General features: G+C 61.1%; 13 protein-coding genes and 1 pseudogene. 11 read left to right on the top strand and 3 right to left on the bottom strand.

The genetic code is table 11. The features are described 5' to 3' along the window. Positions 1-303 precede the first annotated feature (303 nt). The 3 genes and pseudogenes from AC07W5_RS19715 to AC07W5_RS19705 all read left to right on the top strand — a co-directional run. Positions 304-852, top strand: coding sequence for a cupin domain-containing protein (locus tag AC07W5_RS19715; protein ID WP_019689637.1), 549 nt, complete (start codon positions 304-306; stop codon positions 850-852). 552 nt (positions 853-1,404) lie between these two features. Continuing rightward, positions 1,405-3,081 carry an MFS transporter gene (locus AC07W5_RS19710; RefSeq protein ID WP_494993084.1) on the top strand — a complete coding sequence of 559 codons (1,677 nt, stop codon included), beginning with the start codon at positions 1,405-1,407 and terminating at the stop codon, positions 3,079-3,081. Continuing rightward, positions 3,071-3,255: pseudogene (locus AC07W5_RS19705) on the top strand (hypothetical protein); the annotation flags it as partial. The gene AC07W5_RS19710 and the pseudogene AC07W5_RS19705, both read left to right, overlap by 11 nt. 167 nt (positions 3,256-3,422) lie before the next feature. On the opposite strand, the gene AC07W5_RS19700 reads toward AC07W5_RS19705, so the two are convergent. The 3 genes from AC07W5_RS19700 to AC07W5_RS19690 all read right to left on the bottom strand — a co-directional run bounded on the left by AC07W5_RS19700 (position 3,423) and on the right by AC07W5_RS19690 (position 6,248). Beyond that, positions 3,423-4,022 carry an NADPH-dependent F420 reductase gene (locus AC07W5_RS19700; RefSeq protein WP_495024164.1) on the bottom strand — a complete coding sequence of 200 codons (600 nt, stop codon included), beginning with the start codon at positions 4,020-4,022 and terminating at the stop codon, positions 3,423-3,425. Between the two features lie 76 nt (positions 4,023-4,098). Continuing rightward, entirely contained in the window at positions 4,099-5,076 is a 978-nt protein-coding gene (locus AC07W5_RS19695; protein WP_495013610.1) for a zinc-dependent alcohol dehydrogenase family protein, read from the bottom strand. Positions 5,077-5,231: 155 nt separating this feature from the next. Beyond that, on the bottom strand, positions 5,232-6,248 hold the full coding sequence (locus AC07W5_RS19690) for a zinc-binding dehydrogenase (protein ID WP_495024163.1): 1,017 nt from the start codon (positions 6,246-6,248) through the stop codon (positions 5,232-5,234). A 180-nt stretch (positions 6,249-6,428) separates the two neighbouring features. On the opposite strand from AC07W5_RS19690, the gene AC07W5_RS19685 reads away from it, so the two are divergent. The 8 genes from AC07W5_RS19685 (at position 6,429) to AC07W5_RS19650 (ending at position 13,379) form a co-directional block, all read left to right on the top strand. After that, positions 6,429-7,007 (top strand): TetR/AcrR family transcriptional regulator, encoded by a 579-nt coding sequence (locus AC07W5_RS19685; protein ID WP_495013612.1) that lies wholly within the window; start codon positions 6,429-6,431, stop codon positions 7,005-7,007. Positions 7,008-7,167: 160 nt separating this feature from the next. Beyond that, complete coding sequence (locus tag AC07W5_RS19680) at positions 7,168-7,299, top strand: hypothetical protein (protein ID WP_454743288.1); 132 nt, start codon at positions 7,168-7,170, stop codon at positions 7,297-7,299. A gap of 362 nt (positions 7,300-7,661) precedes the next feature. Further along, the gene (locus tag AC07W5_RS19675) at positions 7,662-8,357 is read left to right on the top strand and encodes a tRNA (adenine(22)-N(1))-methyltransferase (protein ID WP_495024162.1); all 696 of its coding nucleotides are present in this window, start codon (positions 7,662-7,664) and stop codon (positions 8,355-8,357) included. Positions 8,358-8,682: 325 nt separating this feature from the next. Further along, entirely contained in the window at positions 8,683-9,702 is a 1,020-nt protein-coding gene (locus AC07W5_RS19670; RefSeq protein ID WP_495012364.1) for a LacI family DNA-binding transcriptional regulator, read from the top strand. Then, positions 9,686-10,690 (top strand): ABC transporter substrate-binding protein, encoded by a 1,005-nt coding sequence (locus AC07W5_RS19665; RefSeq protein ID WP_495024161.1) that lies wholly within the window; start codon positions 9,686-9,688, stop codon positions 10,688-10,690. The genes AC07W5_RS19670 and AC07W5_RS19665 overlap by 17 nt, the downstream gene beginning before the upstream one ends. A gap of 51 nt (positions 10,691-10,741) precedes the next feature. Next, the gene (locus tag AC07W5_RS19660; RefSeq protein ID WP_495024188.1) at positions 10,742-11,560 is read left to right on the top strand and encodes an ABC transporter permease; all 819 of its coding nucleotides are present in this window, start codon (positions 10,742-10,744) and stop codon (positions 11,558-11,560) included. Continuing rightward, positions 11,557-12,351, top strand: coding sequence for an ABC transporter permease (locus AC07W5_RS19655; protein ID WP_494993080.1), 795 nt, complete (start codon positions 11,557-11,559; stop codon positions 12,349-12,351). Before AC07W5_RS19660 ends, AC07W5_RS19655 begins: the two co-directional genes overlap by 4 nt. Further along, the gene (locus AC07W5_RS19650) at positions 12,348-13,379 is read left to right on the top strand and encodes an ABC transporter ATP-binding protein (RefSeq protein ID WP_495024160.1); all 1,032 of its coding nucleotides are present in this window, start codon (positions 12,348-12,350) and stop codon (positions 13,377-13,379) included. Before AC07W5_RS19655 ends, AC07W5_RS19650 begins: the two co-directional genes overlap by 4 nt. Positions 13,380-13,382 lie beyond the last annotated feature (3 nt).

Here is a 13,382-nt window from a genome sequence, read left to right as displayed (position 1 = left end):
TCACTGATCAAGTGTGGGAGCGAGCCTGCTCGCGATGAGGGCAGCACAGTCAGCATTGATGTCGCCTGACACACCGCTATCGCGAGCAGGCTCGCTCCCACAATTTGCGGGTCTGAACTGACTGGCAGCAGGCCCAACGGCCTTTTTACCCAGCCGTTTATCGAAGCTGCTGAGCAACACGAACAAACGTGATTTAATACCCGCCTTTCACGTTTCTGGGACAGGGAAGCGGTGTTTTTCGCGGCCAAAAGTCGCCCGCCATCCACCCCCATAACCCTTAAGTATTTATCGCATAAGGCTGTCATGGACACGGGCTCACGACTCAAATTAGTACGCGAAAGCTACAAGCTGTCCCAGCGCGAGCTGGCCCGGCGTAGCGGCGTCACCAATGCCACCATCTCCCTGATCGAACAAAATCGAGTCAGTCCTTCTGTCAGTTCCCTGAAAAAGCTCCTCGAAAGCATTCCCATGTCTTTGGCGGACTTCTTCACCTTCGATCAACCGCCCCAAGAGCACAAATACGTCTTCCGCGCCAACGAGCAGCCCGACCTGGGCCGTGATGGCCTGCGTCTTTTGTTGATTGGCGCTTCGGTGCCGAGCCGGCAGATGCGGCTTTTGCGCGAACAGTACGCGCCTGGGGCCAGTTCTGGCGAAGAGCCGATTGTGCACGCGGAAGGGGAGGAGTGCGGGCTAGTCACTCGTGGCACGGTTGAGTTGACCGTGGATGGCCAGATCAGTGTGCTGAATGCCGGGGATGGGTATTACTTTCCGACGACGCTGCCGCATCGGTTTCGGAATATTGGGGCGGATGAGGCTGAAATCATCAGTGCCAACACCCCGGCGAACTTCTGATGTGAAAGCGGCGGGGCGCCGCTTTCGACTGTGGATTCAACCGGTCGATGCAACGCAACTAAATTCTGTGTAAGCAGAAGAAGTGCGACGATGCGCTTGTTCATGACTCGAGTGAAGTTTGCCATGACCCTCCGGATAGCGGGGCGACGCCTCTGGTTGATCTTTACCGGCAAGCTCCGCGCCCAATCTACGTAGACGAACGAGGGGGCATGAAATCGACAGTGCCGAGGCTGATATGCCTAACGCCCGAATTAAACCGAAGTTCCAGACGATGGTCGCCCCGAGGAAACAGGCATCAGCGGGACGCCACCCAGACGCTTCGCGTGAGATCTCGCAGGTCTGAATAGCAATTCGACAGTGCGTCAGCCTGGGTTTGAAGGGATGGCGAGTGGATATATGCGCGAAGGTGATTATGCTTCAAGGAGGGCCGTCAGCCTGTTTCGATGCTTCGCGCAATCCATAATCCGATGATATCAGCCCTAGGGCCTGGGTGCGGCAAAGAAAGGCAGTGTGGTACTCCGGCCTACGACAAGATCAAGACGGAGAAGACTCATGGCCGTAATCGACAATACATCCACGGGCAGCATGCCCCACCGCGGGATCACCAAGGAGGAGCGCAAGGTCATTTTCGCCTCGTCCCTGGGCACCGTGTTCGAGTGGTATGACTTTTACCTTTACGGCTCCCTCGCCGCGATCATCGCCAAGCACTTCTTCGCCGGGGTCAATGAGACAACGTCCTTCATCTTCGCGCTGCTGGCGTTCGCCGCGGGTTTCGCCGTACGTCCCTTTGGCGCCGTCGTGTTCGGCCGACTGGGCGACATGATCGGGCGCAAGCATACCTTCCTCATTACCATTGTCATCATGGGTACCTCCACTGCTGTGGTGGGCTTTCTGCCCGGCTACGCGACCATCGGGGTGGCGGCGCCGGTCATCCTGATCACCCTGCGCCTGCTGCAAGGCCTGGCCCTGGGTGGTGAGTACGGCGGCGCGGCGACCTACGTGGCCGAACATGCGCCGAAAGGCAAGCGCGGCTACTTCACCTCGTGGATCCAGACCACCGCGACCCTCGGCCTGTTTCTCTCGCTGCTGGTGATCCTTGCCTGCCGCACCATTCTCGGCACCGAAGCCTTCGAAGCCTGGGGCTGGCGGATTCCGTTCCTGCTGTCGATCCTGCTGCTGATCGTCTCGGTGTACATCCGCTTGCAGCTTAGCGAGTCGCCGGTGTTCATGAAAATGAAGGCCGAAGGCAAGTCCTCCAAGGCACCGCTGACCGAATCCTTCGCCCGCTGGGACAACCTCAAGATAGTGATCATGGCCCTGCTCGGCGGCACTGCCGGCCAGGCCGTGGTCTGGTATACCGGGCAGTTCTATGCGCTGTTCTTCCTGCTGCAAACGCTCAAGATCGACCCGCAGACCGCGAACTTGCTGATTGCCGGCTCCCTGCTGATCGGCACGCCGTTCTTCGTCGTGTTCGGCAGCCTGTCCGACCGCATCGGTCGTAAGGGGATCATCATGGCCGGCTGCATCCTCGCGGCGCTGACCTACTTCCCGATCTTCCATGCGTTGACCGAATTCGGTAACCCCGACGTGTTCATTGCGCAGGAGAAGAACCCGGTTACTGTGGTCGCCGATCCCGGCCAATGCTCGTTCCAGTTCGACCCGGTGGGCAAGGCCAAATTCACCAGCTCCTGCGACCTCGCCAAGAGCCTGCTGGCGAAAAAGGCCATCCCCTACGCCAACGAGAAGACCGAGCCGGGTGCCGTCGCGCAAATCCGCATCGGCGACAAGCTGATCCCGAGCTTCGAAGGTACCGGCATGCCGGCCGCCGACTTCAAGACCCGCAACGACGCCTTCACCGTCACCCTCGGCACCGCCCTCAAGGACGCCGGCTACCCCGAGAAGGCCGCCCCGGCCAAGACCAACTACCCGATGGTGCTGTTGCTCCTGACCATCCTGGTGATCTACGTGACCATGGTCTACGGCCCGATTGCCGCCTGGCTGGTGGAGCTCTTCCCGGCGCGCATCCGCTACACCTCGATGTCGCTGCCCTACCACATCGGCAATGGCTGGTTCGGCGGCTTTCTGCCTACGGTGGCGTTCGCCATGGTGGCGGCCACGGGTGATATCTACTACGGGCTGTGGTACCCCATCGTCATCGCCGTGATGACGGCCATTCTTGGCACGTTCTTCCTGCCGGAAACCAAGGACCGGGAAATTCATCACACATAAGGCTGGCACCCGCCCTCTCCCGTGGGGGAGAGGGCAATCCTTCTACCTGCTGGTGACTGGCAATTACTGGGCCCCACCCTAAGCGACGGTGCACTGCGCAAGTTTGTGCTGCACCTCCAACCACTGGGCCACACACCGCTTCAGATCGCCGCGCTGTTCCTGCTCACAGACCTTCGCGAATGTCAGATATTGCCGATAGCTGCCTGTCGCGATGGGCAGCTGTCGACCCGTTGCCGACGTTCGAAGCGGCGTCCCGCCAACGGCAGATCACAAAGACAACCGGACATCCAGCCGCTCTGCTTCCCGAAATAACGCGACATTGGTTTGCATACCTTGCAGTCCTATGCGACGACCCAGTCGTGGCCAGCAATCGGACCACCCGCTTGCTGCATGCGACCGCCCGAAACCAGACCGCCAAGATCCACTGGTGCGTAGCCAAAATCGTTGACGAGTCCGATCACCACCGCCTTTGCGTCCTTGTCGTCACCGGAGACGAAGATGACGCGCTTTCCGTCATGAAACTTCGGGCCCTTGTCGTAGTGCTCCATGCGGATAGCATTGAACGCCTTCACGACGCGAGCCCCTGGCGCGTGTGCCGCGATGATCTCGCTGGCGCCCGTGCCCCCCAAGTCCGCCAGAACGAGCTCAGGCTCGAGTTGCGTAAAAGGGTTGGTGGTATCCACCAAAATGCGACCTGCCCAATTGGGCAGCCCATCCAGGGCCGACGGGACTTGAAGCCATGGAACGGCGAGCATGACCAGCTCGAGCCGGGCCACCTCCTGGACCGTATCTGCCGACGCCTTCGGACCGAGTCCGGCCACTATATCGCCCAAAGCCTGCGGCCCACGACGAGCGCTCAAGACAACCTCATGTCCTGCTTGAATGGCGCTCCTGGCGATGGACTGCGCTACAGCACCGGCTCCAATAAAACCAATCTTCATTTCGACACCTCAGCGGCAACGTAAGTCAACGAAGCCATGCTCGTCCAGGAGCACGGCACTTAACAGAACAGGCAGGTCAGTTCGATGAGCGCAAGTCGAGCAGCACCTTGCCACCCTTGATTGCGTGAGCGACGGCCTTTTGGTAGTCCGCAAGCGGATAGACGGCAGCCACAGGCAGGTCAAGCTCGCCGCGAGCCATCAGTTCGGCAGACTCCTTGATTGCGTCCATGATGTATGGCAGGTATTCGGGAAGGTCGATGTATATGCCGCGCACGACGATGCCGCGCAGATGCAGGTCCACGACCTTGAGCGGCGTGACCAGCTCGCCGCTTGTGAACGCATAGCTCACCAGCGTACCGTTTTGCGACAGCACGTCGATCAGGCGCACCGCAGCCGAACCGCTCAGGCCGTCGATGGCCAGACGGACGTTGCCCGGACCGACCGCGGCCTTGGCTTTGTCGACGGCGCCCGGCTCATCGACGAGAACGACGTCCCCACCAGCTTCTTCCAGTTCCTTGACCAGTTCCGGACGACGTACGAAGTTGATGGTCCGCAGGCCACGCTTCTTCGCCAACGCGATCACCGTGCGGCCGATGCCGGAGTTGGCCGCGTTTTGCACGATCCAGTCGCCTTCCTTGAGGTCAACGAAGCGCCCGAGCAGAAGTACGGCCGTGGGAGGATTGATGCGCAGCATGGCCAGTTGACGTGGATCGACGTTGGCAGGCAGCGCAATCAGCCCCTTGGCCGGGATCACTAGGCGCTCGCGCCAGGTCAACGCATAAAGCGGGGGCAACACGCGGTCGCCGACCTTCACGTTGGAGACATTCGAGCCTACCTGCAGAACTCGCCCGACGCCTTCGTTGCCCACGATCGAGGGCAGTGGAGTCGAGTAGACGAAGCGATTGGTGATGACGGCCAGGTCATTGCCGTTGATGGGGGCATACTCCATCGCGATCAGGACTTCATCCGGGCCGGAGTTGGCCGGCTCCGGAAGGTCAACGAGTTTCAGAGTCTCGACGGGGTCGCCGAAAGCGGTGTTCTGGATAGCACGCATGGCTTACGTCCTTTCATAAGATGCTTAGCTGGAAAGCCGAGAGGCAATACTTCGGCTCTCGGGGCTCATTTCGAAATCGTGCAAAAACCGGGGTGAACGCTACCAAGCCGCCCCTCATGACGAGGAGCGCCTCACATTACGCAGGACGCGTAGCGCTAGAACGCGAGCAGCACCATGCCGGCCCTTCCCCTGCGGTACGTATGTTCGAGCGCTCCCAGGTAGTCGCTCGCCTGATATCGTTCCGCTACGGGGAAAAGGCTCGGGAAGTTGCGTGCGAGCTCGAGCGCCTTGGCCACGTCTGCATCGTGCACCGCCGCAGGTTCGAATTGCCAACTGAACAACGACACACCCTTGATGGTCAGCGCTCGAGGGGCGATGGAACGAATGTCCGTCGTAGCGCCGCCCAGGGAGCCGTAGCTAATGATCGTTCCGCCGCGAGCGAGGAAGCTCGCTACGTCGGGCAATAGCGCGCCGCCGACGCCATCGAACGCCACGTAGACGGGCTTGTTCGCAAGCGCATCGCGAAGCTCGTCCTTCCAGCCCTGGTTCTCCGTGACGATGACAGAAAGGTTGGGGCGAGCAGCTTTAAGCGCTTGCGCGCTCGCCCTGGAGCCGACGAGCAGGATCGGATTGACGCCCACTTCGACGAGCAGATGAGTGAGCAGCTTTCCGACGGCGGAATTGGCAGCCGTCTGAATAACCGTGACATCTTCGCGCTTGTCTTCAGGCAACGCGTTGTGACCAGCCCGCATCGCAAGGCGTGCAGTCAACGTGTTGACCAACATCTGCGCTGCGACCTCATCGCTCACTTCATCGGGCACGGGTATCAGCGACTGGACAGGCGCGGCGATCCTGGAGCTCCAGGCGCCGTTGACGGGAAAGAAGGCCACACGTGTGCCGACCTGAATCCGGTGTGAAGGGTCGATGTCAGCGGCCAGCGCTTCCACCACCCCTACACCTTCGATGCCGGGCACTCGACCTCCCCTCGGGATGAGGGGAGCCGCCCCGAAGGCGGGGGAAGCGGAGACGCCCAGCAAGTCGCCCGGATGAACCGGTGCGGCGGACACACGCACAAGCGCCGCTCCGCTCACAAGAGAAGGAGCATCGGAAAATGCTTCCAGCGTGAGCACCTCGGCGGGCTCGCCATGGTTGGCGTGAACAATTCGTTGCATCACAGACTCCTTCCGCAAGGATTTGATTATTGGAGCGATCGCTCCATTATGGTAGAGTCGGTTCGTCTCTACAGCATGTCAAGTATTTTTGGAACCATGACTACAAAAAAAGATACGCAACCCCGGCGCAGCCGCGGCAGGCCCTCAACCTTTGATCGTACGGAAGCTCTGAGCCGAGCCATGAAGCTCTTCTGGGAGCAGGGATACGAAGGAACCTCCTTCGACCAGTTGATCCAGGCCATGGGGATCAGCCCCTCGAGCTTCTATAACTCGTTCGGCAGCAAGGAGCAGCTCTACAAGGAAGCGACTGAAGCATACTTGAGCATGTCCGAAGTCTGGTTTGCTGGCAGACTGTTCGGCACGGCCGACACGCGAGAAGCATTCAAGAAGCTTCTCGATGCTACCGTCGTGGAATTCACTCGAAACAGCCACCCATCGGGCTGCATGATCTCTCTGGCCGGCACTCAGCTGCCCCCCGAATTCGCTTCTATTCGTGAGACGATGGCCAAGCACCGCGCAAACGCTGAAGAGATGATGGCGCAGCGGTTGCGCAAGGGGGTCGAAGACGGCGACTTACCGCCTGACACCGACGTGCCCGCACTTGCTGCCTTCTACAGCGCCGTGACCCGCGGAATGGCCGTCCAGGCACGAGACGGAGGCGGCCCGCAAAAGCTGAAGGCGATCGCAGACGTCGCCATGCAAGCATGGCCAGCTCAAAGCGGTCAGGTAAGATCTGCAAGGCCCCGGGGGACTCGCTGACCGGCCGTGCTGCACGGAGTGGTCCAGCACCGGCGCCCGCAGGGCGTCGATTTGGAGCGTCATGCTCTGCTTCCTTTCGTGGACTGACGCAGCATCGGCACACCGTGGGTGAGTGCGTATCCTTCGGTTCTCAGAATCCAGTCGGAGGTAGGTCCGAGTTATGAAGCTCACGCTCGACCACAATGTCATCATCGACTTAGCAAGTGGCTCTATCAATATCGCCCGCCTTCGCGAGATCCTTGCAAAGAGCGAGCAACGTAACCTGTCAGAAGTCGCTGCCCGTAGTCAGTAAGACTGGAATGTTCGCCGATTCAGACGATGGCGACGCGAGTTCGAGTGACGACTGAAAGTCCGCTATCCGGGCGGAGCCGACGCTTGACTGTCCGTCTGAGCGCGCAGAGGAACGACTGGAGATGGCCGTTTCCTGCCTCTCGCCAAGGGCAGCAATCGACCCATTGCAGCCTCTCAGGCTCCGCAAAGGTCGGCCAAAAGCGGCCCATAACCAGGGTTCGCTTTGGGCCGATACGCAAGCGGTAGGTACGGGTCCAGCCATGGCCCTGGTCGCATATATTTGAAATGTACAGCGTTGCTCGACAGAATCGCGCCCCAATGCGGCCATAGGTGCCGGACGTTCGTGGTGAAAAGGGGCGGCAGTTGAACGAACAGACATTGTCCATGCGCTTGGAGCGCGTGGCGGGGCATGTGCCAGCAGGTGCGCGCCTGGCCGATATCGGCTCGGATCACGGCTACCTGCCGGTGGCGTTGATGCGCCGTGGCGCCATCGCGGCGGCGGTGGCCGGCGAGGTGGCATTGACGCCGTTCCGCTCGGCCGAACGCACCGTGCGCGAGAACGGCCAAGACCTGCGGATCACCGTGCGCCTGGCCAATGGCCTGGCGGCTATCGAGCCGGGAGACGGGATCACGGCGATCAGCATCTGCGGCATGGGCGGCGAGACGATCCGCGACATCCTCGACAGCGGCAAGGCGCGCCTGAACGGACAGGAGCGCCTGATTCTGCAGCCCAACGGCGGCGAGCAGCCACTGCGCCAATGGCTGATGGAAAATGGTTACCGCATCCTCTGCGAGGAAGTGCTGCGGGAAAACCGCTTCGACTACGAAATCATCGTCGCCGAGCGCGCCGGGCCTGTGATGTACACCGCCGAGGAGTTGTACTTCGGCCCGCTGCAGATGCAGGCACGCAGCCCGGCGTTCCTGGTCAAGTGGAAGCGGATGCTGAGCCAGAAACAGCAGACCCTGGCAAACTTCGCCCGGGCGCGGCAGGCCGTGCCCGAGGAGAAGGTTCAGGACGTCGCTCGGCAGGCCCGATGGATCACCGAGCTGCTGGCTTGAGCCCGGTCCAGGGTTTGTATGAAAAGTCGCCGAGCGGCGATCAGGCAAGGCGAAGACAGGCGAGAAACGGCCGGGGTCGCGCTCGACTTTACTGGTTGTAAATGAGCATTCCGATCGGACTCGCGCACGAGCATGTTTTCAACGCAGCATGATCGCTCGAATAAGTGTGCTGGTGGTCGAAGACAGGCACGAAGTTCGGGCATCAACCATGCTGTTCAGTCTATGAACGTCGTTTCTGACATCTAAACGTCATCTACTCATCGCGGGAATGCCATGTTCCCTGAGTACTGTTCTCGCAAATGAGATCGATCTCAAGCGAGTGACAATGACTGATTTGAAAGAGGTTGCGCGGCTGGCAGGTGTTTCGCGGGCGACCGCCGCGCGAACCTTTGCCTCCCCCGAAGTGGTGCGTCCGGCCACCCGAGAGCAAGTATTCGCCGCTGCGCGTCAGCTGGGTTTTCGGCCTAATCGCCTCGGCCGCCAACTACGCTTGCAAACCACCAACCTGATCGGTGTGGTGGTGCCCAATCTGCTCAACCCGGTGTTCGCCGAGCAATTTCAGGCGATGGAGCAGGCTGCACGCTTACACGGTTACAACCTGTTGCTGGCAACTACCGACTACAGCAGCGAGCGCGAAAGCGCGGTGGTTGAGGAGTTGTTGCGGCAGAGGGTCGATGGTCTGGTCCTCACCGTGACCGACGCCGAGAGCAGCCGCGTGCTGCAAAGCCTTGCCAGCGAAGACACGCCTTTTGTGCTGGCCTATCACCAGCCCGACAATCCTGACTACAGCGCCGTATCGGTGGATAACCGCGCAGGCATGGCGCTCGCCACCCGTTATCTGCTGGAAACGGGACACTTGCAGATCGGCATGGTCGCCGGTCCAGCCTTGCAGTCCGACCGCTCTCGCCTGCGTTACGCCGGTTATTGCGACGCTATGCGTGAGGCCGGCCTCGACAGCCTGCCGGTGATCGAAATGCCCGCCCATACCCAGGCTGACTTCGCCGCCATCGAGCCGTTACTGCACGGCCCGCAGGCACCCAGTGCGCTGGTCTGCTCCAACGACTTGCTGGCGATCAGTCTGATCGCGGAACTGCGGCGCAACGGCTGGAACGTGCCTGGGCAGCTCTCGGTCATTGGCTTTGACGGCATCGCCCTCGGCACTCAGATGCACCCGACGCTGTGCAGCGTCGTTCAACCCATCGAGGCGCTGGCTTGCACCGTGATCGATCAATTACTGGCGCAGATCGCTGGCGCCGCACCGGTTTCCCATTGCCTGCCTTGCCTTATCCGGCCGGGCGAAAGTACTCAACCCTACGAGGAGACGCTTGATGATCCGCTTCAGTAAAACCCTGGCGGCGTTGTTGCTATACGGCGTGGCCAGCCTGGCCCAAGCCGCCGAAACGGCGATTTGCTACAACTGCCCTCCGGAATGGGCGGACTGGGGCGCACAGCTCAAGGCGATTGCCGACACCACCGGCGTGCAGGTCCCGCTGGACAATAAGAATTCCGGCCAGTCATTGGCGCAACTGGTAGCCGAACAAGCCGCACCGGTGGCTGACGTGGTGTATTACGGCGTGACGTTCGGTTTGCAGGCGCAAAAAGCCGGGGTGGTCGGCACTTATAAGCCAAAGGGTTGGGACCAGATTCCAGCGGGCTTGAAGGACCCTGAGGGGCACTGGTTTGCGATTCACTCCGGCACCCTGGGCATCATGGTCAACGTCGATGCGCTGGGTGGCCTGCCGGTTCCACAAAGCTGGGCCGACCTGCTCAAACCCCAATACAAAGGCATGGTTGGTTATCTTGATCCGTCCAGCGCCTTCGTGGGTTACGTCTCTGCCGTGGCCATCAACCAGGCCATGGGTGGCACCCTGGATAACTTCGCACCCGCCATTGATTACTTCCAAAAACTGGCGAAAAACTCGCCCATCGTGCCCAAGCAGACGGCTTATGCGCGGGTGCTGTCCGGCGAGTTGCCGATTCTGGTCGATTACGACTTCAACGCTTATCGCGCTCGCTACAAGGACAACGCCAACGTCGCGTTCGTGATTCCCAAGGAAGGCAGCATCAGCGTGCCTTACGTGATGAGCATGGTCGGCAACGCCCCGCATCGGGCCAACGCCGAGAAGGTGTTGGATTTTGTCTTGTCCGATCAAGGCCAGGCGCTGTGGGCCAAAGCGTACCTGCGACCAGTGCGGGCGATGAAGATGCCTGCCAACGTCGCCGCGCAGTTCCTGCCGGACAGCGACTATGCCCGGGCCGGCGTAGTCAATTACGAACACATGGCGGCGGTGCAGGAAGCCTTCTCCGCGCGTTATCTGAGTGAGGTCAAGTAAGTGACGGCTTCGCAAGTAAACGCTCAGGAAGGCAGGTCGGGTCGGGCCATCGTGCCGCGCTTGCGGCCGACCGCTGCCTGGGCGCTGGCGCCGGCAGCAGCGGTGCTGTTCGCGTTCTGGTTATTGCCGCTGGCGCACCTGATCGGGCTGGGTGGACAAAGCCGCGACGGCAGCGACAGCGGTTATTGGCAGGTGCTGACCAGCGCGCAATATCTGGGCAGTCTGGCGCAGACCTGCATTCTTGCCCTCGTGGTGACCCTTGCGGCGCTGCTGGTGGGCGGCATCAGTGGTGTGTTTCTGGCTCGCCAGCGCTTCTTCGGCCGCTCGGCACTGGTCGCCTTGTTGACCTTCCCACTGGCGTTTCCCGGCGTGGTGGTCGGCTTTCTGGTGATTCTGCTGGCCGGTCGTCAGGGGTTGTTCGCCACGCTTGGCCTCGAGCTGGCGGGGGAGCGCTGGATTTTTGCCTACTCGTTGACAGGGTTGTTCATCGGCTATCTGTACTTCTCGATTCCGCGGGTGATCCTCACGGTGATGGCGGCTTGCGAAAGCCTGGATCGTAGCCTGGAAGAAGCAGCCCATTCACTGGGGGCGGGTCATTGGCGAGTGGTCTGCGATGTCATAGTGCCCGGCCTGGCGCCGGCATTGGTCTCATGTGGGGCTATCTGTTTCGCGACCTCCATGGGCGCATTCGGTACGGCCTTCACCTTGGGCACTCGGCTGAACGTGACCCCGGTGGCGATCTACAACGTGTTCACCAATTACGCCAACTTCGCCGTGGCCGCTGCACTGTCAGTGGTGTTGGGTGCGGTGACCTGGGCCGTACTGTTGCTGGCCCGGCGGCTGGTCAAACAATCGGGGACTGTCTTGTGAAACGCTCAACGCTGTTTGTCGGGCAACTGGCTTTTACCTTGCTGGTTTGCGCCTTCATGTTGGTGCCCGTGCTGATGTCGCTGCTGGCCGGGCTGACGCGTAATTATTTCGTGGGCCTGTCCAGCGGGCTTACATTCGACTGGCTGATACAGGTTTGGCAGACCTACTCACCAACCGTCTGGCTATCCCTGCAACTGGCAGCGGCCTGCGCGCTATGTGTCTGCGTGATTGGTGTACCGGCGGCTTACGCGCTGGTGCGGATGGACAATCGCTTCAGCCGCGCGTTCGAAGAGCTGATGGTACTGCCCGTGGCGATGCCAGGTCTGGCCAGCGCTTTGGCGTTGCTGCTCACCTATGGTCAATTCGGTGAGTTTCGTAGCAGCTGGGTGTTCATTCTCGTCGGCCATGTGCTGTTCACGCTGCCATTTCTGGTGCGCCCGGTGATGGCAGTGATGCAACGTCAGCACCTGCCAACGCTGGAGGAAGCGGCGGCCAGCCTTGGCGCCGGGCCGATCCGGCGTTTCTTCAGCGTGGTGGTGCCCAACTGCCGGGCGGGGATTCTCGCCGGGGCGTTGATGGTCGTCACCCTGTCGTTGGGCGAGTTCAACCTGACCTGGATGCTTCACACCCCGATGACCAAGACATTGCCGGTAGGCTTGGCCGACAGCTATGCCTCGGCCAGGCTGGAAGTCGCCAGCGCCTATACCCTCATATTCCTGTTGATGATCGTGCCGCTGCTCATTGCGTTGCAGGCCATCAGCGCCCGTCTTTCCCGTGGAGAGAGTCGATGACCGGAACCACCATTCGCCTGGAGGGTTGCCGCAAGGCGTTCTCTGACGGCACCGTTGCTGTGCATGATCTGAATCTGACCATCGAAGCCGGGGAAACCTTGGCGATTCTCGGCCCGTCCGGTTGCGGCAAAACCACCACCTTGCGCCTGATCGCCGGTCTGGAACGCCCGGACGCGGGTCATATATTTTTTGGCGACCGCGAGGTCACACGTCTGCCCATCGAGCGTCGCGACGTGGGCATGGTGTTCCAGAACTACGCGCTGTTTCCAAATCTGGATGTGGCCGGCAACATCGTTTATGGCCTGAAAATTCGCGGCCTGTCGCCCGCTGAACGCAACAAGCGTTGCTCGGAGTTGCTGGAGCTGGTCGGCCTGCACGATCACGGCAAGCGCAGCATTCACGAGTTGTCCGGCGGCCAGCGCCAGCGTGTCGCACTGGCCCGCGCGCTGGCACCCCGGCCGCGGGTGTTGCTGCTCGACGAACCGCTGGCGGCGCTGGACGCACAGTTGCGTGAACGCTTGCGCAGCGAGCTGGATCAGTTGCTACGCGGTTTGGGAATCACCGCGGTGTTCGTCACCCACGACCAGGGAGAAGCCATGGCGCTGGGGAATCGCATCCTGGTCATGGAGCACGGCCGCGTCGCGCAATTGGCCAGCCCGCGGGAAATCTATCAGCAGCCTGCCAATGCTTTTGTCGCCGGTTTCGTTGGCAACCTCAATGCTTTTTCGGTGATCGAGCGCACGCCCCGTGGCTTGAAAGTCAGCGGCGGCGAATTGCCATGGAATGGCGCCAGTCTGCCCGCCACAGTGTATTGCCGCCCCGAACATTTGCGGGTGATGGACAGTCAAGGCCATCTGCGCGGGCGTCTGGTGGGTCAGTTTTTCCAGGGCGCCCAAAGCCGCCTGTTGGTGGACGTCGACGCCGCACAGCCGTTGTTGGTGGACAGCACCGACGACGTCATTCACGCGCCCGGCGCCCTGATTGCCCTGGCCATAGAGCCGCAAGCCCTGTTCACCCTGCATTCGTGATGC

The sequence above is a fragment of the Pseudomonas sp. GW821-FHT01E05 genome (assembly GCF_059422425.1).
Note: the sequence above shows the minus strand (reverse complement) of the source record. Positions and strands in the feature narration are given on the sequence as shown.

What these genes read in the sequence shown, in the direction of transcription:
- AC07W5_RS19710 (WP_494993084.1), top strand. Translation starts at nt 1,405, where the DNA reads ATGGCCGTAATCGACAATACATCCACGGGCAGCATGCCCCACCGCGGG.
- AC07W5_RS19650 (WP_495024160.1), top strand. Translation starts at nt 12,348, where the DNA reads ATGACCGGAACCACCATTCGCCTGGAGGGTTGCCGCAAGGCGTTCTCT.
- AC07W5_RS19665 (WP_495024161.1), top strand. Translation starts at nt 9,686, where the DNA reads ATGATCCGCTTCAGTAAAACCCTGGCGGCGTTGTTGCTATACGGCGTG.
- AC07W5_RS19690 (WP_495024163.1), bottom strand. Translation starts at nt 6,248, where the DNA reads ATGCAACGAATTGTTCACGCCAACCATGGCGAGCCCGCCGAGGTGCTC.
- AC07W5_RS19670 (WP_495012364.1), top strand. Translation starts at nt 8,683, where the DNA reads ATGACTGATTTGAAAGAGGTTGCGCGGCTGGCAGGTGTTTCGCGGGCG.
- AC07W5_RS19695 (WP_495013610.1), bottom strand. Translation starts at nt 5,076, where the DNA reads ATGCGTGCTATCCAGAACACCGCTTTCGGCGACCCCGTCGAGACTCTG.
- AC07W5_RS19680 (WP_454743288.1), top strand. Translation starts at nt 7,168, where the DNA reads ATGAAGCTCACGCTCGACCACAATGTCATCATCGACTTAGCAAGTGGC.
- AC07W5_RS19715 (WP_019689637.1), top strand. Translation starts at nt 304, where the DNA reads ATGGACACGGGCTCACGACTCAAATTAGTACGCGAAAGCTACAAGCTG.
- AC07W5_RS19685 (WP_495013612.1), top strand. Translation starts at nt 6,429, where the DNA reads ATGAAGCTCTTCTGGGAGCAGGGATACGAAGGAACCTCCTTCGACCAG.
- AC07W5_RS19700 (WP_495024164.1), bottom strand. Translation starts at nt 4,022, where the DNA reads ATGAAGATTGGTTTTATTGGAGCCGGTGCTGTAGCGCAGTCCATCGCC.